16 protein-coding genes are annotated in these 21,051 nt (G+C 51.1%); 8 read left to right on the top strand and 8 right to left on the bottom strand.

From position 1 onward, the window contains the following. Positions 1-3: 3 nt before the first annotated feature. Both LLG96_04855 and LLG96_04850 read right to left on the bottom strand, forming a co-directional pair. Positions 4-981, bottom strand: coding sequence for an MlaD family protein (locus tag LLG96_04855; GenBank protein MCE5249533.1), 978 nt, complete (start codon positions 979-981; stop codon positions 4-6). Positions 982-1,335: 354 nt separating this feature from the next. Continuing rightward, the gene (locus tag LLG96_04850) at positions 1,336-2,076 is read right to left on the bottom strand and encodes a hypothetical protein (GenBank protein MCE5249532.1); all 741 of its coding nucleotides are present in this window, start codon (positions 2,074-2,076) and stop codon (positions 1,336-1,338) included. Between the two features lie 292 nt (positions 2,077-2,368). Here LLG96_04850 and LLG96_04845 point away from each other — a divergent pair, with 292 nt between their 5' ends. Next, positions 2,369-2,932 (top strand): LOG family protein, encoded by a 564-nt coding sequence (locus LLG96_04845; protein MCE5249531.1) that lies wholly within the window; start codon positions 2,369-2,371, stop codon positions 2,930-2,932. A 45-nt stretch (positions 2,933-2,977) separates the two neighbouring features. Here LLG96_04845 and LLG96_04840 read toward each other — a convergent pair whose 3' ends face one another. After that, positions 2,978-3,844 (bottom strand): hypothetical protein, encoded by an 867-nt coding sequence (locus LLG96_04840; protein ID MCE5249530.1) that lies wholly within the window; start codon positions 3,842-3,844, stop codon positions 2,978-2,980. Further along, positions 3,805-4,665 carry a TIGR02757 family protein gene (locus LLG96_04835; protein ID MCE5249529.1) on the bottom strand — a complete coding sequence of 287 codons (861 nt, stop codon included), beginning with the start codon at positions 4,663-4,665 and terminating at the stop codon, positions 3,805-3,807. Before LLG96_04835 ends, LLG96_04840 begins: the two co-directional genes overlap by 40 nt. Positions 4,666-4,907: 242 nt before the next feature. Here LLG96_04835 and LLG96_04830 point away from each other — a divergent pair, with 242 nt between their 5' ends. The 6 genes from LLG96_04830 to LLG96_04805 all read left to right on the top strand — a co-directional run bounded on the left by LLG96_04830 (position 4,908) and on the right by LLG96_04805 (position 14,211). Next, positions 4,908-7,937, top strand: a complete 3,030-nt coding sequence (locus tag LLG96_04830; protein MCE5249528.1) for a hypothetical protein — start codon at positions 4,908-4,910, stop codon at positions 7,935-7,937. 64 nt (positions 7,938-8,001) lie between these two features. Continuing rightward, on the top strand, positions 8,002-8,808 hold the full coding sequence (locus tag LLG96_04825; GenBank protein ID MCE5249527.1) for a hypothetical protein: 807 nt from the start codon (positions 8,002-8,004) through the stop codon (positions 8,806-8,808). A 198-nt stretch (positions 8,809-9,006) separates the two neighbouring features. After that, positions 9,007-9,450: a hypothetical protein gene (locus tag LLG96_04820; GenBank protein ID MCE5249526.1), complete on the top strand. Its 444-nt coding sequence runs from the start codon at positions 9,007-9,009 to the stop codon at positions 9,448-9,450. A gap of 50 nt (positions 9,451-9,500) precedes the next feature. Continuing rightward, positions 9,501-11,654, top strand: coding sequence for a membrane protein insertion efficiency factor YidD (gene yidD / locus LLG96_04815; protein MCE5249525.1), 2,154 nt, complete (start codon positions 9,501-9,503; stop codon positions 11,652-11,654). A gap of 45 nt (positions 11,655-11,699) precedes the next feature. Then, on the top strand, positions 11,700-13,013 hold the full coding sequence (gene rlmD / locus LLG96_04810; GenBank protein ID MCE5249524.1) for a 23S rRNA (uracil(1939)-C(5))-methyltransferase RlmD: 1,314 nt from the start codon (positions 11,700-11,702) through the stop codon (positions 13,011-13,013). Positions 13,014-13,038: 25 nt separating this feature from the next. Then, on the top strand, positions 13,039-14,211 hold the full coding sequence (locus LLG96_04805; GenBank protein ID MCE5249523.1) for a hypothetical protein: 1,173 nt from the start codon (positions 13,039-13,041) through the stop codon (positions 14,209-14,211). 347 nt (positions 14,212-14,558) lie between these two features. Here the strand turns inward: LLG96_04805 and LLG96_04800 are convergent, their stop codons facing one another. From LLG96_04800 to LLG96_04790, 3 genes are read right to left on the bottom strand one after another with little or no spacing between them, the layout of a single operon-like run. Continuing rightward, on the bottom strand, positions 14,559-16,040 hold the full coding sequence (locus LLG96_04800) for a fucose isomerase (protein ID MCE5249522.1): 1,482 nt from the start codon (positions 16,038-16,040) through the stop codon (positions 14,559-14,561). Positions 16,041-16,044: 4 nt separating this feature from the next. Then, entirely contained in the window at positions 16,045-16,758 is a 714-nt protein-coding gene (locus LLG96_04795; GenBank protein MCE5249521.1) for an L-ribulose-5-phosphate 4-epimerase, read from the bottom strand. 4 nt (positions 16,759-16,762) lie between these two features. Then, positions 16,763-18,445, bottom strand: a complete 1,683-nt coding sequence (locus LLG96_04790) for a ribulokinase (GenBank protein MCE5249520.1) — start codon at positions 18,443-18,445, stop codon at positions 16,763-16,765. 287 nt (positions 18,446-18,732) lie between these two features. Between LLG96_04790 and LLG96_04785 the strand changes: the two genes are divergently transcribed. Continuing rightward, entirely contained in the window at positions 18,733-19,971 is a 1,239-nt protein-coding gene (locus LLG96_04785; protein MCE5249519.1) for a beta-galactosidase, read from the top strand. Positions 19,972-20,058: 87 nt separating this feature from the next. Here LLG96_04785 and LLG96_04780 read toward each other — a convergent pair. After that, on the bottom strand, positions 20,059-21,051 hold a 993-nt coding region (locus tag LLG96_04780; GenBank protein MCE5249518.1), incomplete at its 5' end, for a radical SAM protein.

The raw sequence follows: 21,051 nt of genomic DNA, 5'->3' as shown, positions 1-21,051 counted from the left end.
CTGTCATTCAATTCTGTCGCCTGTGGTTTGACGTCCCCTCAGAAGCACAGAAGGATTTTCCCGGATTACATCGGTTGCTTCCCTGAGGTTATCAAGCGCCTGTTCAAGATTACTCATGGATTTGAGAATATCATCCCGTGCCCTGATACCAATGAGGTCGTAGTGCACAACCATCTGATTCGTGCTGACAAGAAGTTTACGGAGTTCCTCGGTCGTTTCGGCGAGACGAAGGCTGTCGATTTGTGTTCTGACCTGCGCGGAGATGCTCCTGATATCCGACAAAGTCCCCGTGACATCTTCCGATGAAACCAGAGAATGTACCGTTGTGACCAGTTCAGTGGTTTTCTGGGAGGTTTCCGCGAGATTCTCCATGATGCTGTCAAGATTGGCCACACTCCGGTTTATGGAGTACCTGTTTTCCGTAAGAAGCGTATCGACTTTGGTTGACACAAGCGATACCGAATTGAGCGCATTCTGAAGGGAGACTGTTGTTTCGGGGCCAAGGAGATGGTTGAGATTGTTGATTACCTGCTCCAGCTTCGCCAGAATGACTTCCGCCTGGCCGGATATGGTGTCGAACAGCGATTGGCCAGCTTTGATCGTGCCGCCGACTTCCAGCAGTTCCGAACTTTCTGTCCCGCCGGTGAGCTCAATGAACTTTAAACCGGTGATTCCGACCGCGGATACAACCGCCTCCGTATCCTTCTTGATCGGGGTTAAATGCTCCACCTGGATAGAAACCTGTATGGATGTTGCATTCCTCACCGAAAGGTCCGCAACCCGGCCAACCTGAACGCCGTGGTATTTTACCGCAGCGCCCGGCTCCAGCCCCGTTACTGATATCTCTTCGTAAACAATGGTATAGGGGTCCATCCGCTTTAAAATTCTGCTGCCGACAAGGGCGATGAAAAAAACCAGCAGAACGGCGCCGGAACCGATAAGAAAAATGGAAAGCCTGACCTTCTGAGCTTTGGTCGCCATATGGTTCTTTCGTTGAAAAATCGCGTACTTTAAGCGTTACTAATACTATGTAAAGTAAATACCCTGAAGAGTAATGTCAATGTAAAATACTATACTGAATAGTGCAGGAACAGCTTCAAGAGGGAGGTGTAAAACTATCTTTTTCACACGTCCGATAACGAAATGTATTGCTTTATTACTGTCAAGGGCATAAAAACATGTCCCCGAATTATCAATCGGGGATCGACACTATGTGCCGACCCCCGGCTGCTTAAATCCATTCATGTGGTGTTTTTCACAACGCTTTTTCTAAATATACATGGATATCGCACGATACAGAAGGATAACAAAGAATTGAAAATGAAGGATGATATCTTATAGCTCAACGAGTTGTTTCTGTTCGGTGAGGGTTATTTTAATCGATGAATAGTAAATATCCGTGATACCCACATATCCCGAATCGGTGCCTACAATTACCCAAAGGACGCCCGTTGAATCGGTTGTCACAACAAATGGTGCAGAGTTTTCGAATGTTTTGAGTCTGAATGGTTCGTCCGTGGTATGTTCGGGTATTCCGATGGGGCCGAGAACAAGCGCATCTTTCCCGCCAGCGGCCTGATCTCCCTTGTCAATGTTCATCCGGTAATACTCGCCTTCGATAATCGAAAATGGCTCATTCACGGCGGCGCCGGCTTTCAGGTATACGCCTGCCCCTCCGGCATCGCTCTCAAGCGCCTCGGAAGCGATTTCGACACGGAAAACGATATCATAGGCAGTGTTCGGTTTCAATCCTGTAAGCTCGTGTTTGATGTACATGAATATATCGGCGCTGTGGTCATTACTCGATATATAAAGTCCGTACATACTCCTGCCGAGATATTCCGGCAGCTGAGCGTACAGAAATGTAAGCTCATAATAGCTGCTCATGAATTTGCCAACCGGATAGTCGGCAAATCCCTGGGTCCACTCCTCGGTGTTCGTTGAGAACCGGAAATCGTATGTGATACCCGAACCGCCCGGGACACCATCATTCACCGTACTGTTACACGAAACACCTATAAGTAACACCGCCGCTGCAAACAACAGCGCACAATACCTGCCCGGACGAAATACCATGATATACGCTCCCTGGGGAATGAACCATAAGCTGTTCATCTCTCCTGAATATAGCAATAAGTCTCATTATTTACAACAATAAAAACACAGGGCAACTCAATATCTTGAAAACATTTTTATACGATACTTTCTTTTGCCCGTCCGGAGGAGAAAATCCGGTAAATGAGGGCCGTGATTATTATCGTATAATCTCCGAAGCCGGAGAACGACCTTGACAGTGAGCAGGTCATTGCGGTTATTATACGATGTTTATAGAATAAAACGTGTCCGGTCATGAAAAGGAAACGGCAACATGGAACATGAGAAAAAAATCGCCGTATTCGGCTCTTCAAGACCGCAGCCGGGTTCTTTACGGTATGAAGAGGCCCGTGCTGTAGGATATTACCTCGGACAGGCAGGATACACTGTTGTCACCGGAGGATACCGAGGAGTCATGGAAGCCGCATCGCTTGGCGCAAAGAAGGCGGGCGGGAAAACCATCGGAGTGACAACCGCCTTTTTTGAATCCATCAATGCGCGTCCGAACGACTATGTCGATACTGAGATAAAAACCCCGACCTATGCGGACAGACTCCTGAAACTGACCGACATATCGGATGGGTATGTAATCATGCGCGGCGGTTCGGGGACTCTGACCGAGCTTTTTTTCGCATGGGAACTCGAGAAGAATAAGAGCATACCGCCCCGGCCCCTTGTTCTTTTCGGCGATCACTGGAAAAAGATAATCGATTTTCTTGCCTGCGAACTCCCCGATGAGCTGTCATTTTCGTCGTACATTCATCTGCTCATGTACGCCGATACCCCCGAGCAGGTTGTCAGCTTCATCGATACAGGGCTCAAACGCCTGAGGTTGTGAAATTACGCCTCAAAATCAACCCGTACAGGCATATTATTTCATCTTCTATTTGATAATTGACTCATGATCCCGGGCTGTCTTCCGCTGCCCTGTCCAGCATATAGAAAAACCGTGCGACATGCCGAGCTCGCGATGGTAAGAACCCCGGTACGCCCATGTCAAACCTCTGACATGCACCATGCCGAGAAATTCCATCCGGTCCGGCTCGCTGGCGCCCGTTACCCCGACTGTCAGAAGCGGCGACAGTCCGGCGGTGAATCCCCCCGAAAATGATGTATCGTACAACCGCACCTTCGAAGCAGAACAGAGAAACGTGAAATCGCCGGTCATCGACCATGCCGCGCTGAGCCGTGCCCGTCCATCGAGCGGCTCGCGTGATTCGCCAAGCTCGGCTCCCGACAGGTCCTCGTACGATCCTGCGACCCATACCGATTCGACAGGACGGAACACGACACCTCCATCGGCGCTCAGTGCGTATGCATCACCGAATCCCCTGATGCGCATGGCGTTCCGGGTAAGCCTGATCCCGCACGAAATACGGTCAAGAAACGCATAGGAAAAACCTATTTTCTCCGACTCGTCGCCGTACAGGTCGAATCCGCACCCGCTGAAGGAAAAAGATATTCCCGCTTTACCGAACCGTGTTCCGGTATGAACCGTGGTCACTGAGAGGTCATCGACACCGAACGGTCGTGTCCATGCCGCAACTGCGAAGGGACCCATTATGAACGATTCGGCGCCCGGAAAATGAAGAGAGGCCTCGATCAATCCCGCCTTCGAGGGAACCGCGAATCCGTCATCGAGCGCGGTGACCGGTTCAAGACCATATGCCACACCCGAAAGCATGAATCCGAGCAGAAGAACGGCGGTTTTCAGAGCCACCGACCCGTGCATATATTGTGGAGCGAACATTCGGGGCAGTCTCCCTGTTTTGCAGCGGTACATTTCCTCAGGATTCCCGGCCGGACAAGCGCAAAATCATACCTGACAGGATCATCCGGGTCGAGCTGCCGAAGCGATTCCGTAATCTCGATTGCCATTTTCCAGTCCTGAATACGCCGTGAGCTCAATCCGAGAAGCGCCGCCATTCGTGCAATGTGACGATCGAGGGGTATGACAAGTCTCGATGAGTTTATGAACTTCCAGAGCCCGAAATCGACACCATCCGGACCGCGAACCATCCACCGGAAAAACAGCGCCAGCCGTTTACAGGCGCTTCCCCCGGCAGGCGAAGGGACGAGATATGATATTCCCGGCCGGCCCGGATTTTTTCCGAAATCTTCTGTATATCTGAAAACAAACCAGCGTGACAAACGCGCCATGAGTTCTTCGATCGTCTTTTCACCCGGATTGTCAAGTTTCCGCACGAGAGCTTCGAGCGAACCTTCCTCTTCGACAATACGGCCGAGTGTAAAAAAAAGAAAGGCGATATCGCTGCCGGTCGTCCATCGGTGCTTGAAATTACTAAAGACTTCGAGCGCACTCTTCGGCGTCAATCCACGTGCAAACCGGGCAGGCGAATCTCCGGCGTACGCAAGAACAGTTTCAGCGCTTTTCCTTATCTGAACCGCATTCCCGAAGGCAAGGACAGACACGATGAATCCGGCGGTTTCGATGTCTTCGTGGAACCGGTAGCGATGGACAAGTCCCACGGGGTCGGAATCGAGAAAACGGGCATCATAATCGGCAGCAAGGCTGTCGAGGCATGCTTTCAGCGCGGCAGGGTCGTTCAAGAAACCTCCGGGACGGAACGTTAATGTTTCGGTTAATCTATACCTTTCCATTACAGGTGTCAAGAAAGGGGATTGCCGGAAACGTATTCATCTTGCACAATCCCTGTAAAAAGTTTTATCTTTAAGAAAAAGGCACAAGGCACAAGGCAAAAATAACCATAAACCATAAACATGATACACGGAATTATTGAGTCATGCGGGTGGAAAAATTACCTTTTCACCGCCTCCCCAAAGGATATATAATGAAACCTGTCCACAAAATATTCCTGTTTCTCCTCGTGCTGCTCTGCATGACGGCTGCCGTACGGGCAGGTGTCCTCGTAACGGACGCGGACATGGCCAGAGGCAGGAGAAATCTTCAAAATCCTCTTTTCAGCCACACCCTTTCCGAGGATTACGGGCTTGCCACGGCTGTCAATTATCTGTTGACAGGGAATCCCGCCATGGGAGATTCGGTGAAAAAAAGAGTCGAAGATGCCCTTGCGGCGGCGAAGAAAAACCTGCCCCAGATTCGCGGGGCTTTTTCCGACTCAGCTTCGGCAAAGCTCTACGAATCCCTTGTCATCTATGATCTCGTATCCGGGGCAAACCTGTGGGATATCGTCGGGCGCGAATCGATCAGGAAATCCATGAAACAGATACTCGATACGTATCTTCAGTATGATATATACGCATGGAATGACGATTCCTGGTGCCTCGGCGCAACAGCCATGCGTCTTGTGGCATCATCTGCGCTCTATTCGCTTAATTTCTCCGATGATCCGGATTTCAGGCATTACATTGACCACTCGAAGCAGTTCCTGGAAAAAAATCTTGAAAATTCCATCGATGATTATGGGGCGTGGATTACCGACAGCCCGGAATATGCCTCGTATGCGGAAGAATATCTTATTATTACCGCCAAAGCATTTAAAAACGCCAAGGTTAACGATTATTTCTCGAACCCGCGGCTTCTGAAAGTTCTCGAACATGACATGAATGTCCTCCTGCCGCAGCAGTCACCCCATATTCGGGGATTTATCATGACAGCAGGCACCGGAAACACCGTCTCCGGGAGTACGGTGGTACTGGCTGCAGCGGATGTCAGCGGTCATGCTCCCGATGTTGCATCCCATCTGCTCTGGTTCTGGAAACAATGCGGACAGCCGGTCGATCCCCTCGTTCTGCTGTTTGCCGACACCTCGAATCCCGAAAGTATGCCGGAAGGGAAAAGCACTATCGCAGGTGGCGGAAACACTGTGCTTCGGTATGATTATGGCTCTCCCGACGAGAGTATGGTGATTGTGAATTTCGGAAGCGCTGATGGTGTCCCCGGGAGAGAGCTGGCGAATCACTCCGGCGACGGCAGTTTATCGTTCATCTGGAAAGGAATTCCTCTTATTGTTCATGATGGTTCTTCCGGAAGCAGCGAATGTGCGGAACATGGGATGAATGATGCAGCCTGGCGTCACAACATCGTCACCAGACGGGGACTGGGCGATACTCCCGTTCTTCAGGATACGGCAAATTTTCCCGAACCGGCTTTGGAAACAACCTTCTCCGGAACGAAAATCCCCGCCGATTTTTACCCCGAGGGAATCAACCAGTTCATGACGACAGATATGGCAGATTATGTTTCCGGCAAGGTACGTTTGCCCCGGAGCGATATACCTCCCGATTCATACTACCGTCATATTCTGTTCCTCAAGCCCGATGCGCTGCTCGTCTGGGATCAGATCGAGTCTTCATACCCGCTCGAATGGAATCTCCGGATGCCGGTGGAAACAGTCGGCGCCGAGGATAATGTGCTTCACCTCCTGACCGGATACGATGTCGATCTCGAAGCCCATTTTCCCGGTGAAGGTTCGCTTGATTATACGGCGGTAAAACCGGAGGAAAGTACCACATGGGACTGGCCGCTTTTAATGAGAGCCGAGCTGGGTACGGGTACTATCACCGTTTCGTTTATCGATCTCATTGCAGATGCGCTCGCCAGGGGGCCTTCATGCGGAACCGATTTGCTCCGGAACATTCTCTCACAGGGACGTGAGCCTCTCCTTACGGGTATGATCGGTGAATCGCGTGAGGCTGTCGATATGCTCAGTCGCCTGAAGATTCCCTGCGAAATACTGACATACAAAGATTTGAGTGAAACGAACCTGTCAGTTTACAACTCGCTGGTCATCGGCGCACAGACATCGGCGGGTATAGAGCGCGCCCTGGCGGAAAACAGTGCTAAAATCGCGAGCTATGTCAGGGAGGGCGGATCGGTACTGTGGCTGACTCCGACTCCCCTGAACTGGCAAGGGCAATACAGCGGAAAGACCTCATTTGTGCCGGCTACACTGGTTCCGGGTACATGTCCTGTCTCGCTTTCGAAAAACGATATCAATCCCGCCAGCGATTTGAAAATCGCCGAGGACATGGTGTGGAAAAAGCCGAAAGAGTTATCCTTAAAGACTTATGCCGAATGGATCACGAAATCAATCGGTGATTCTGCCGGTACTGCGGATTCCGGGGGCTTTTCAAAAAGCCGGAGCGTGTATCCCCCGGCGGCGTGGTCCGAATCATGGAAAGTGCTTGCCTCGGTGAAAACGTCAATCCCAGGAAAAACATATTCGAATACTCCGCAGGCCGAATGGACGAGGATTCGTGTGCGGCATCCTGCATCACGAGACTTTTTTACCCTTTTCCTGCCGCACCAGCTCCAGTTCTATCCTCTAGAAATCAAGTCCCGGAATCCCGGAAATATTGTATTTACCGATCACACAACCACATGGGAAGTTCAGGCCGGGAAAACCTCGTGGACAGACGCAAACCTTTCTGTGCGTATATCCACTGTCGATGGGATTAAAGCAATATATGCCTTTGACTGCACTTTCGCCGATGCGGGGGATACAAAATTCACCGCACAGGCGCCGATGTCGCTGTACTTTTCTCCCCTCGAGGGCGCGGGTAAAATTTTAAGCCCCGACGATAACAGTATTTCAACACAGCGCGTCAGTTTTAAAATCCGCGCCGGAGAGGTGAATTTTTATGATTTCAAGGGGGACGTATGGACCGGCAGAATATCGTTTGTTACCAGGATTTCCGCTCTTGACAGCCGAAATGTACCCGTCGAGGGAGTCCGGGTATATGTTGACGGCCGCTTTTCCGGCGCTACGGGAAAGGAAGGTGTTGTGCCTGTCCGCTGGGTGAAAAAGGCGCCTGTTGTAACGGTACGATTCGGTGGATACGAAGCCCCTGTGGACATTGTCCCCGGGACTTCCGTGGTACGAATCCCACCGGAATGATTCAATATCGTGGTTCCGGTAATATAAGGTAAACGGTGTTATGACTAGGGAAATGAGATAAACAATGAAAAGTTTATGTAATTACGGACACCGTGTTCTGCTGGCATTTATACTGTCTGGAATGACAATCCCCGTTTCGGGAGCCGCAGATGATTTCGACGATTATAACACCACGGATGTAATAACACATGTCATGCAGACTTATTCGCGGGTGTTTTCGGCGCGGGGGAGAATAACCAGATCATTTGAATCAGGAGGCGAGAAACAGAGCTATTCTGGTACGTTTGCGGTCAGGAAACCCGACCATATTCTCGTGGAATTCGTAGGCGACAATCACCAGTATGTCGGATTCGACGGCACAACGTTTCGGCTCTTTTTCCCCGCCGAGAATAAAGGTATTTATAAAGAAGCCGGAAGCATGAATGAACTCGAGCGTTTTATCACAGGCCCCGAACCGCTTTTCGGGAATATCCTTTCTCTTATAAATGATGCGTTTTCAGTTAAACTCGCTGATATGGTACAGGGTAATCTCATCCTGAAAGCATCGCCGAAAAAACCGCTCCTGTTCAATTTTGTCCTTATTGCAGTTGACCCGAAGACATGGACAGTCCGCGCTGTGGAGCATTTCGACCGGGAGAACAAACTTGTCAGCCAGACGAAGTTTCTTGAGTTTAAAAGCATCGGCGATTCATTGTTTTTCCCTACAAAAATAGCAACATCCTCAGTTTCAAACGAAAATCTCTATGTCGAATCAACCGAGTTATCGAGGGTTCAGCTCAATGTTATCATAGAAGATGAGGTGTTTCGCATCCCGGGAAAAAGCGATACAAACTGGATTCTCGAAAGTACTCTTGAGAAAAATCAAAAGTAAAAAATGAATAAAATTTTTATTCATTAAGACGAATTTGCTTGACTTACTGTTCGTTATAATGTTTTTTACAACACAAGTATATGCGTTAAGTATTCTTCTTCAAGATTCTCTTCTCTTAAATATCATAAAATAATGGATGTTAGAAGTATTGAGAATATATTCAATCGATATATTTTTAAAAAATCACAGGGGGGTAACATGAAAAAAGGGTACAGGGTAATCTTAATCTGCGCACTCCTGCTCGGTATTATGATTGCGGCTCTTCCCGTATATGCCAAAGGTGGCATCGGACCCATGCTGGGAAGCTGCTGTCTCGGACCACGTGTTGGGCAGGAAATGAACGAGGGTTCCGAAATCAATATCATGGAAGTTCTACCTCTCCTTCCCTATGTCGGTGGGGTATTCCGTTTATGGCTTTCGTATGATTACGGATACAAGGCAGCCGGCGGAAAAGGATTCCTTGCAAGCTGCTGTATTGGTCCCAGAGTCGGTAAAGAATTCAAAGAACGTAAAATCAGGTCAATGGAAAAGCTTTACCCTATTCCAATAATTCAACTCTATCCCTGGTTGGCGAATGGTATCGAAGCATATTCTGGCAAGACCATGACCGAGATCGAGAAAGAAGAAAACCTGAAGAGGTAATATCTGGGCTGATGCCTGTTCATAAAAAGTACAAAGGGCCGGATGATCATATGAAAATGTTTTTGATCACGGCCCTTTTTTTTGTGGTGTTCTCGCTTGCTCGCGCTTTTACCGCATGGGCGGACACACCTGCGGATTCGCTGCATATCAGTCGCAGAAATCCCGCCGCCCGTTTAGCGGGTTTGCCCAGCCGCGGTGCGATCTGGTTTTACCGGTTTTTCATCTCCGAACAGGATGTTCCCACCTGCCATTTCAACCCGTCATGCTCACGATTCAGTATGGACGCCTTTGAAACGACCGACCCGTTTCAGGCCACGTTGATAACTTTTGACCGGCTCATGCGCTGCAATTACTTTATATACGGCGAATATCCGATTGCCGACGGCCGTTTCAGCGACCCGGTAACAGACCACCTTCTCTGGGGATCGGCTCATCCGAAAAGCCTGCCGCAAACACCGGGTGCTTCGTTCGGCGGGTACAAAGCCGTCTTCGATACTTCTTCAGTTCTGTTCAATCACCCCGATTCATTTTTGAAATTTGCCGATTCCATGGCACATCTCGGGGAAACAAAGCTTGCCATGGAGGAATACCATGCGCTTACGGGAAAATCATTTCCTCCCGAGATACGAATTGAAGCGCTCGTGCACGGCGGCTGGATACTGTATGAGTGTAGCCATTATTCCGGGGCTGCAGCGGCATTTCACGAAGCAAGGACACTTGCAGGGGATAAATTCGAAGGAGCAGGTAACATAGCGCTTATGGAATATCTTGCAAAGAGTGAAATCTTGAACGATACCAACTCCTTGAAGTCTATAATAGAATATAATTCAATAGACTATTTTCATACCTATATTTCGGCATGGTCGACTATTCGACAGGGAGATTTTTCCGGCGCCCGGCTTACTCTGGAGGGGCTTTCGGAATCCGGCGACCGCGAGATTGAAGATGCAAGCCGGGCTGTACTGGCATCGCTTGATTCTACTGGAACACACATCCATAAAAAAGGGAGGATTTCGGGTCCGCTCTCGGCTCTCGTACCCGGGCTCGGAAGAGTATATACCGGACGGTACGGGGATGCCGTGTTCTCCTTCGGCGTGACCGGCGCAACATCCGGACTGGCTCTCCGTGCCATCGGAACGGGACCTTGGACAAAAGCCGCCTTTTTCAGCGCTGCAGCGGCAGGATATTATGCCGGAAATGTCTATGGTTCCATTATCTCGGCTCGTACTGAAAACCACCGGTCTGTCGACAACGCTGTTCGATATATGGTGACGAAGGCAAACCAAAAAGGTCTTTTACCGGGTCAGATCGCTGCCCGGCGTTTCGCCAGCCTTCTACCATACCATGAAAACGAAAACGGAGGCGTTCCCAACCCTATCCTTTCAGACAGCGCACGAAGCGACGGCGACCGTTTCTTCCGGTCCGGACGGTGGCGTGAAGCGGAACGATCCTTCAGGCTGTACCTTTTTTTCACACCGGCACAGGAACAGGATATCAATGTACTCTACAGGCTGGGGAAATCGCTCGAGTACGAAGGCGAGCACGAAAAAGCCCGGGTTCTCTATGAACGTATTCTCGACAGAAACCTCGATTCGGAGCTGGCGGAGAAAGCACGGCTCGATCTTGCCCGTCTCCACCTGCGGAACGACGACGACCGTGCACAACTCGAAATCGATGAGGAAATTCTGATGGGCCGCGATCCGGAAAGTATTGCGGAAGCGCGGTACCTGAAAACGTGGGTCTCCCTGGCTAATTATAACTGGGAGGGCGCCCGCGCCTTGCTTGACACCAAACCAACAGATAATGTACATGATAATATTGACCGCGCATCAGGTATAGTCTACAAGAGACTTAGCGCACAGAAAAAAATCCCCCGTAAATCGCCACGACTGGCGCGGTATCTCTCGATGGCTGTGCCCGGTCTGGGACAGGCGTATGCCGGGAAACCTCTGAACGGCATGGGGGCTTTCATAATCAACGGCTCGATCGTTTATTCGACTGTCCGGTCGATTCAGTCCGAGAACTGGCTCGATGCGGGATTGATCGTCGTTCTCCTGTTCGACCGGTTCTATACGGGGAATCTTTATAATGCGGAGCGTTTCAGCCATGAGTATAACGAAACTCAGAACAGACTGCTGTTCAACGCAATCAGAAACGATGTCAGAACATTCGACAGGTCGATGGATCCATATAGCCTGAAGTAGCATATAATAATCGTTTACATATCGTATCAAGGCGGTGTATCCGGAATGGAATTGAACCCGGCAATATCTCATAGTGAAGAAACCGTTACCATCGAATCCCTCGCCTATGGCGGGGATGCCGTATGTCATGCAGACGGCCGCGTGGTATTCGTGCCCGATGGTGTTCCGGGGGATGTTGCCCGGATCGAAATACTTCAGGACAAGGGTTCGTTCATGCGAGGGGAGTTACGCGAACTGGTTACCCCTTCACCGGATCGTGTCGAGCCTTTCTGCCCGTATGCTTCGCAGTGCGGCGGGTGCCAGTGGCAGACGGTTGATTATCCGGCACAGGTCACCTGGAAACGGACGATTGTCTCGGAAACGCTGAAACGCATCGGCGGTATCGAGCTCCCGGAAGTCGAACCGTGCCATGCCTCACCGAATGACCGTAATTATCGTACGGTGGCGCGATACCCTGTGGAACGGACATCGCAGGGCCTCGTATTCGGTTATAACGAGCGACGGTCGCACCGTATTGTCGATATTCTATCCTGCCCCGTGGCGGAAGACCGGGTAAATGATATCGCTGTGGCTCTCCGCAGCCTTCTCACAGAACGATTTCAACGCACCGATATCCGTGAGCTGACCATCCGCGCCGCCCATAATCATCCCTCGTCTCTCGTCAGCATGGTTTTTGGGTCGGAAGCTGGCTGTTCCGGGCTGGCAGAGACCATGCTGACAGAAATAGAGAATCTTGCCGGTGTAAGCCTCTGGATTACCGGTGGGGAAAATACTCTCCGTCACCTGAAAACCTATGGCGACCGTCACCGGTACGAGACAGTGAACGGAAAACTCTTCAGAATCGAAGAGCGCTCCTTTTTTCAGATCAATATACCCCAGACCGAGAGTCTGGTGAATATAGTCACTGAAATGACCGGCGTACACTCCAGGCAAAAGCTTGTCGACGGATACGGAGGTGTGGGGCTGTTTTCGCTCGGCGTTCCGCCTACCGATACAGATATTTTTCTCTTCGATGTGTCCGGAACGGCGGTCAGGGACAGCATCTACAATGCCCGGAACGGAGGATTCTCACGGTTCAGGGCGGTCAAGGGCACAGCTCAGGAAGTGATCGACTCACTGAAGGGAACGGATGTGCTTTTTATCGACCCGCCGCGAACGGGGCTCGGTCTTAAGGCGGTTCGAGCTGTATGTTCGCCTGGGGCATCCACTATTGTCTATATTTCATGTAATCCGGCAACACTGGCCCGTGATCTTAAAATATTCGCCGAAAACGGTTATTCCGTTGAAAGAATTGTTCCGGTGGATATGTTCCCCCACACATTTCATATCGAGACTGTTGTGAAATTGGAGCGAGACTGAATGTTAATATTCTGGGAGAGAGACAATGGGCCATAAAACTGACCTACTGAGAACCGTACAGGGTGTTATTCCCGAGATACTTCCCTATGCGCCGCGCTTCGATATCTGGTTCAACGCTCACCAGTACCGCGGAACCCTGCCCGAAGAGTACCATGACTGCGCGATCCCACTCGATATCTCGCGGCAGCTCGGCGTTGGCGGTCATCTCGTCGTTCCAGACTATATACGTCCCGGGGACCCATCGCAGATGGCCGACCGTGGAATCGGCATCTATCACCTTCCTCAGGTGCCGTATCACGTCGAACTGCGGAGTGTCGAGCGGAAAATCGAGTCTGACGAATATACGACGACGGTTTCATACCGGACGCCGAAGGGCACAGTTCGTGTGAGCTTCGAACGAACTGAAGAAATGCGTGCCTCCGGTGCAACCATATCATGGATTACAGAACACGCATGTAAGGGTGACGAGGATTACGCACCGCTTATATACCTTTTCGAGCATCTCGAAGTCGAGCCCTCATACGGGGGATTGCTGGCGATGATTGACGAAACGGGTGAGGATACCGTTGTCGTTGCAAACGGCAGCATGCCGGGTTCTCCCATGCAGTACATAATGCGCGACCTCATGGAGATGAATATGTTTTACATGGCGATGATGGATACTCCGGACAAGCTGAAGGCGCTTGCGGATGCTATCGGCTGTTATTTCGAACAGTTGATGCCACTTGCGGCGGCATCTCCCGGTGAGATTGTCATGTTCGGCGCCAATATGGACGAGACCATCACCTATCCGCCGTTTTACGAGGAGCATATCATGCCGTGGATAGTACGATTTGCCGGGATGGCTCATGAACAGGGAAAATATGTTCTCATTCATGCCGATGGCGAAAACCAGGCACTCTTCGATCTCTACCGCCGGACAGGAATCGACATTCTCGAAGCGGTGGCGACCGCTCCCATGACCAAATCCGATATCCACGAGGTGCTTGAGAAAACAGAAGGCATGACTGTCTGGGGCGGAATACCGAGCGTGATACTCATGCCCGATTATCCGGCGGATAACTTCGAGCGGTTCATGGACACGACCATAGAAGCGGTGAAGGGACGGTCACGGTTTATTCTGGGAGTTTCCGATACGACTCCCCCGGATGCGGAATTCGGGCGGCTGATCAGGATACGGGATATGCTCTCTGAATAATTTTTTAAGTATATGTAAATAATATTGTAATACTATGTTTGTTATCAGACTAATACTGAGAATTATAACAAGAGTATTATTATAATAAAACAATCTGGACAGTTATTGGCTTATAATCGCAAATATATTGTATAAGTATTGTCATTCCCAAGAACGCAGTGAATTGGGAATCCAGTATTACCATCGCTCTGTCATAAGCCATACATAAACAATAGATAATGGATTCCCGTTTTCACGGGAATGACACTTTAACGTGTAAATAAATTTACGCTCTATTGAATAGCCAGATAAAAGAAAAAGGGAAACCGCTGGGTTTCCCTTTCAAATTGAAGTTGGACTGCGCTTTATCATCCGTACGGATTTTCGTCCGGATAGTATACCCCGTGCGGATGGTTATGAGAAATGTCGTCGATACCGAGCATGGTAACCGCGTTGAAGAGCGCTTTGCCTGCATGTTTGAATCCGACAGCGGTATGGTGCGGAAACTGCTTCCCGATGAGCACATGACGGTAGAACCGCCCCATTTCGCGGACGGCGAATACCCCGATGCTCCCGTGAGACCGCGGATCGATATCGAGGACTTCGCCCTGGGCCACGTACGACCGGAGTTCGGTGTCGGCGGTGCCCTGAAGCCTGAAAATGGTGATGTCACCCGGTCTGATGATACCATCGAGGGTTCCACGGGTGATGTCGGGCTCGCTTTCGGGCTCCATAAGCCGTTTCATGATAATCTGGTGTTTGAGGGCAAAGGTGGCCATGCATGACGAGGCGGTGTTTCCGCAGTGGAATCCCATGAACAGGTCGGTCGGTTTATAATCCCCGACAACCGCGCGTGACTCCTCGATCATATCGGGTGGTACGGTGTTGTTGATGTCGAGCAGCGTGGCGGGAAAATCGGTCGCCGCCGAGACCATGTATTCGCTCAGGGCGCCGTAGATATCGACTTCGCACGATACCGGTATCCCGCGGCCCGCAAGCCGTGAATTGACATAGCACGGAACGAATCCGAAATATTTCTCGAACGCCGGCCAGCACTTGTTGGCAAGAATGCCGTATTCGGATGCGCCCAGATTGTCCTCCACAAATTTGAGGAGCGCGTACTCGTACCGCGCCAGCTTGATGAGCATATCCGGATAGTTGTTGCCATGGCCGAGTTCTTTGGCCATATCACGGGCGATTGCCTCTATCGCGGCGGGATTGTCGGCGCGGTTGAATATATCGAGGAGATCGAGCTCGCTGTTTTCCATGATTTCAATCCCCAGATCGTACAGAGGCTTGACAGGCGCATTGCAGGCGAGAAAATCCTGCGGCCGGGGACCGAATGAGAAAATCTTGAGTGATCCGACTCCCAGGAGCACCCGGGCGGTCGGCATGAAATCAGCGATTTTATCCGCAATCTCGGCGGGAAGCCCCACAGGGTATTCAGGGATATAGGGACGGACATATCTGAGCGCCATATTGTACGAGGCATTGAGCATCCCGCAGAAAGCATCCCCGCGGCCGTCGATGAGATCGTTCTTCGTCTCTTCCGCCGAGCCGACAAGCATGGAAGGGCCGTCGAAAAGCTCGGCAAGCATCGAGAGCGGGCCTTCGGGGCCGAAATTACCGAGATAGACCACGAGCGCATTGACTCCCTTTTCGTTGAGCTCGTCGAGCGCCTTCAGAACATCGCATTCGTTTTCGACAATCGTTTCACAGTCAACAAGCGGGATGCGTTTCTTTGCGCATTCCGCCACAACCATGTTTTTGCGTTTTCTCGACAGCTCAATCGGGAAACAATCACGGCTCACTGCGACAATTCCCATCTTAACTTCAGGCATATTGATCATATTATCATGCTCCTTTCTTCGGTGATGTCTGGCCATAGGTGGCGCCTGTGCCATGTTTGCGGCTGTAGTGCACGGAAATCAGCGACTCCTTCAGGGGCTGTACCGCCGGGTTTATAAGCGTAGTAATGAAAGCGATACGTGCCAGTTCTTCGAGTACCACGCTGTTGTAGACGGCCTTTTCGGGAGTTGTACCCCAGGTGAAAGGTCCGTGGCATGCCACGAGCACCATTTCGGTGTCCTCATATGAGTTATTCCGGAAACATTCGAGAATCTGGTTACCGGTTTCTTCCTCATAATCACGCTGAATCCGTTCATCGCTCATAACAAGCGTACATGGGATGTTACCCGGCATGTGGTCAGCCTGGGTAGTCCCCAGGCAGGGTATGGATTTCTTGGCTTGCGCCCATGCGGTTGCATATGGCGAATGGGTATGGACGATGCCCCCTATGGATGGGAAATTCCTGTATAATACCGTATGGGTTTTTGTATCCGACGAGGGATTAAGAGTTCCTTCCACAACTGTGTTTTCGAGGTCGACGAGCACCATGCTGTCCGGTGTCAGGTCCTCGTACGGTACACCGCTCGGTTTGATGGCGAACACCCCGCGGTCACGGTCGATGCCGCTCGCGTTCCCGAAGGTGTAGATAACGAGGTTACGACGGGGAAGCTCCATATTCGCTTCCCAGACCCGCTCCCTGAGTTCTTTGAGGGATGTCATGTGATTATCCCCTTTTCCCACGCGTTGTTTCATCCTCGATAAAAGCGCCGAGCCTGCCGTATCTCTCGTAAAGTATCCCGTACTGTCCGGCACGGTCCTTATCAGGTTTGTATTCGTGCTCGAATCCGCTTCCCATCTTTTCGATGGCTTTCTCGACATTCCCGTGGATTCCTCCGGCTGTAGCTGCAAACATTGCAGCGCCAAGCGCGCAGGTCTGCTCGGATTTCGCCACCCTGATATTCCGGTTGAGCACATCGGCGAGCACCTGCATGACAAAGGGCGACTTTTTCGCTACTCCGCCGAGTGCGATAACCTCTTTGATCGGTACTCCCTCGGATTCGAAGCGCTCCACGATCTTTTTCGAACCGAACGCGGTCGCCTCGATGAGCGCCCTGAATATCGCAGGGGCGGAGCTTCCGAGATTGAGACCCGTTATGGCACCCTTGAGCATCTGGTTGGCATCGGGTGTCCGTCTGCCGTTCATCCAGTCGAGAGCGACAATGCCGTTCCCGTCGATGGGGAGTTTTTCCGCTTCTGCGGTCAGCCCGGGTATGATACGATCAACCGCCTGTTCAATCGATCGGGCATCATTCGCGGCGTCACCGCACATACCCTTTCGGAGTGGCCAGGCAAGCACATCCCTGAACCATGCATAGATGTCTCCGAACGCCGACTGTCCTGCTTCCATGCCGAGCATTCCGGGGATTATCGAGCCGTCCACCTGCCCGCAGATGCCCCGTATAAGCCGGTCACCCATATCCTCCATCGGCGCGACAAGCATATCGCAGGTGGATGTTCCGATAACCTTGGAGAGGGCATAGGGCCTGATTGCGCCGCCGACCGCACCCATATGAGCGTCGAACGCACCGACACCCACGGGGATTCCTGCCGGAAGATCGAGCCGTTTTGACCATTCGGCGCACAATGTTCCGGCCACAACATCGGAGGTACAGGTCTCGGTATAGAGTCGCTCGCGAATCCCTGAAAGTAGCGGATCGAGACGGGCGAGGAAATCCTGCGAAGGCAGCCCGTCAAACGATGCATGCCACATGGCTTTGTGACCCGCCGCGCAACGGCTCCGTTTCATGGTGAGGGGGGCCGTGTTACCCGTGAGAATACCGGTCACCCAGTCGCAGTGTTCAATCCATGAGAATGCGGCCTCGCGCACATGGCTGTTCTCTCTGAGAACATGGAGCATCTTCGCCCAGAACCATTCCGAAGAATAGATTCCACCGACATACATGGTGAAATCGACGCCACCCCATGAGCGCGCCAGATGATTGATCTCCTCAGCTTCGGCAACGGCGGTATGATCCTTCCAAAGAACAAAGAGCGCATCGGGATTGTCTTCGAATCCGGGAACAAGTCCGAGCGCTGTTCCATCGCGGGTTACCGGCCCCGGGGTCGAACCGGTGGTATCCACCGAAATTCCCTTGATCGATTCGGCAGCGCCGCGAGGAGCCTGCCGAAGGGATTCCCGTATGGTTTTTTCGAGTCCTTCCATATGATCGAGGGGATGCTGACGGAACCTGTTTTTTCCGGGATTGCAGTATTTTCCCTCTTTCCACCGTGTGAAATGATGAACCGCGGTTGCGAGCTCCTCGCCGTTTTCGGCATTTACTATGAGCGACCGCACCGAATCGGTTCCGAAGTCGATTCCAATCACGTAATTGGCGCCGCTGGCCATACCGTATCCTCCTTCACGCCGTCATATCAGGGTAAAAAAGTATAAAATCGCACATGTCGTTGTAAAAGCAGAAAAGAGTATGAATCCGTACCTGAGTAGTTTAATACTTTTTTTGGATAAAAGAAACAGCCTCTTGAATCAGATGACAAAATTTGTTGTTTTCCCGGCATTGTAAATCTTTGTGACCGGTTCAATGAAAAAGAAATTGATGATTTTCATTGTTGAGGTTTTATAATATTTCTCGTATTTTTCTGGTGGATTTCAAATTTATTTCGGAGGAGATAATAATGGTAAAAGATTTGATTAAATGGATTTGGCCTGTTTCTGCATTAGTTTTATTGTCCGCACCTGTCATTTCGCAGCCTGCCCGGTTAAAATCACCTGACCCGCTTCCCATTCTCGCATGGCTGGGACCGCCCGCAGAACATACGATATATTCACGGTACCGCGAGATGGCGGATGCAGGATTCAACCAGAGCTTCTCCGGTTTCCCCGATGCCGATGCAATGGCAAAAGCCCTCGATATCGCGAAAGCCGCAAACGTCAAACTGTTCATCAGCATTCCCGAGCTCAGTAAAGACCCCGAGGGGATTGCCCGGCGTTTCAAAAACCACCCGGCGCTGGCGGGATACTATCTCCGTGACGAGCCCAATGCAAAGGATTTTCCCGACCTTGCGGCCTGGGTGAAACGGATACGGGCTGTTGACGACGAGCATTTCTGCTACATTAATCTTTTCCCCAATTATGCCACGGCAGAGCAGCTCGGAACTCCAACCTACCGTGAATATGTGGATGAATTCGTCAGAACCATACCGGTACAGGTCATCACCTTCGACCATTACCCTGTCATCGGCGACAAGCTCCGTCCCGAATGGTACGAGAATCTCGAAATAATCTCGGCAGCTTCCAGAAAGGCAAACAAGCCGTTCTGGGCTTTTGCTCTTGCGGTTGCCCATGATCCTTATCCGGTTCCCACACTATCTCATCTCCGGGTCCAGATTTACAGTGACCTGGCCTATGGCGCTCAGGGAATCCAGTATTTTACGTACTGGACACCCAGGAGCACGACGTGGAATTTCCACCAGGGCCCGATCGAAACGGATGGCAAGAGAACGGTGGTATATGAGCGGGTAAAACAGATCAACGAGGAAATTCAGAATCTTGCCGGAGTTTTTATCGGAGCGAAAGTCCTTTCGGTCGGGCATTCCGGCCCGGTTCTCCCTCGGGGAACAAAGCCGTTTACCGTAATGCCCCCTTTTACCAGTATAGAAAATTTCAACAACGAGGAAAGCGCTCTCATTTCATGGCTGGAGAACGGTGGACGGCAATTTCTCGTTATCGTCAACAGTAACATCAAATATGATATGCAGTTTACTATCAACACGGAAAAAGATGCGGCGATTCAGCGTGTGCAAAAGGATGGAACGCTGGAATCATTTATCAACACAGGAGCCGGCATCAATATTGGCCCCGGAGATGTCGTCATTTTCACCTGGGAAAAATCAAAATCCGGCCGTAAAAAATGATACATGTAACATTTCCCTGAAGCATCCGTCAGGCGCACATATCAATAAGATTACACCGTTTCCAATAACATACCGGCTCTGTAAGTATTACTGTACCCCGCCTGTACGTATCCGCTCGTAATTGCTCGTCTGTTCGAAGCCTTCGATCTTGAACAGGGGATCGTCCCCGACCATATCTCTGAGCATCTCCACGGTGATATGATTGTAGAAAACCGGTTTGACATAATCCGGATTTTCTTCGGGCAATGCTCCCAGAAGATGCTGTGTGTATTCGGGAGATGCCAGTATCCGCTTCGTAACCGGCAGTTTCGGGCCGAGACGGAAATATGTGTTTATACCGACAGTTGCAGGTTCTATCCTCCGCAGATTTTCGAGGCTCTCTTTCACCGATTGCACCGTATCGCCGGGAAAGCCGCAGAGAAAATCGACCGCGAGCTTGATACCGTGCTTTTTCGACAGTCGCCCTGTCTCACGTGCGTGTTCGAAAGAGTTTTGCCCGGTTGGTACGGAAAGGGTTATAAGTTGCACCCCGCTTTTCCTGAGAAGAGAGAACAGCTCGTCATCGTAAGGCGCAACCTTCATGTACACGGCCCACAAAAATTCCGGCCCCCTGCCGATGAGGTTCCCGAGGAATGCCTTGCAGTGATCGAGGTTCTGGTTGAATTCCGAGTCGCACAGGTGAAAATCGGTAAAACCCTGCCGCGCGAGTTCTCGCAGTTCCTGAACGATTTTTTCCGGTTTTTTGAACAGGACACGTTTGTTACCCTCGGAACAGAAGGAGCACGATTCGTGGCACCCCTTCTGGGTTTCAAAACCGAGAAGGCCGCGGTTTGCAGTATACCGTCCATAGTCGATGACCGGCGCTCTCTGGTGATCGATGTCCGGATCAAATCCCGCTTCCCAGCCGTCGAATACCGTTCCCACCCGAGGGGGATTCTGTTCAAGGCTGTCGAGCAGCGTGACGAGCACCCGCTCCCCGGGGCCGTAAACGCCCCAGTCTGCGCCGAGATACCGTAAAATCCCTTCGGGGATGAACGAAAAGCCCGCTCCTCCCGCGATAACCGGTATGCCGCGCTTTTT

The organism is bacterium (genome assembly GCA_021372535.1).
Classification (GTDB): Bacteria; Latescibacterota; Latescibacteria; order Latescibacterales; family Latescibacteraceae; genus JAFGMP01.
This window is presented reverse-complemented; position numbering and strand designations above follow the sequence as displayed.

Excerpts from the sequence above, each read along its gene's own strand:
- LLG96_04855 (MCE5249533.1), bottom strand. The coding sequence starts at position 981 with ATGGCGACCAAAGCTCAGAAGGTCAGGCTTTCCATTTTTCTTATCGGT.
- LLG96_04850 (MCE5249532.1), bottom strand. The coding sequence starts at position 2,076 with ATGGTATTTCGTCCGGGCAGGTATTGTGCGCTGTTGTTTGCAGCGGCG.
- LLG96_04845 (MCE5249531.1), top strand. The coding sequence starts at position 2,369 with ATGGAACATGAGAAAAAAATCGCCGTATTCGGCTCTTCAAGACCGCAG.
- LLG96_04840 (MCE5249530.1), bottom strand. The coding sequence starts at position 3,844 with ATGTTCGCTCCACAATATATGCACGGGTCGGTGGCTCTGAAAACCGCC.
- LLG96_04830 (MCE5249528.1), top strand. The coding sequence starts at position 4,908 with ATGAAACCTGTCCACAAAATATTCCTGTTTCTCCTCGTGCTGCTCTGC.
- LLG96_04825 (MCE5249527.1), top strand. The coding sequence starts at position 8,002 with ATGAAAAGTTTATGTAATTACGGACACCGTGTTCTGCTGGCATTTATA.
- LLG96_04820 (MCE5249526.1), top strand. The coding sequence starts at position 9,007 with ATGAAAAAAGGGTACAGGGTAATCTTAATCTGCGCACTCCTGCTCGGT.
- yidD (MCE5249525.1), top strand. The coding sequence starts at position 9,501 with ATGAAAATGTTTTTGATCACGGCCCTTTTTTTTGTGGTGTTCTCGCTT.
- rlmD (MCE5249524.1), top strand. The coding sequence starts at position 11,700 with ATGGAATTGAACCCGGCAATATCTCATAGTGAAGAAACCGTTACCATC.
- LLG96_04805 (MCE5249523.1), top strand. The coding sequence starts at position 13,039 with ATGGGCCATAAAACTGACCTACTGAGAACCGTACAGGGTGTTATTCCC.
- LLG96_04800 (MCE5249522.1), bottom strand. The coding sequence starts at position 16,040 with ATGATCAATATGCCTGAAGTTAAGATGGGAATTGTCGCAGTGAGCCGT.
- LLG96_04795 (MCE5249521.1), bottom strand. The coding sequence starts at position 16,758 with ATGACATCCCTCAAAGAACTCAGGGAGCGGGTCTGGGAAGCGAATATG.
- LLG96_04790 (MCE5249520.1), bottom strand. The coding sequence starts at position 18,445 with ATGGCCAGCGGCGCCAATTACGTGATTGGAATCGACTTCGGAACCGAT.
- LLG96_04785 (MCE5249519.1), top strand. The coding sequence starts at position 18,733 with ATGGTAAAAGATTTGATTAAATGGATTTGGCCTGTTTCTGCATTAGTT.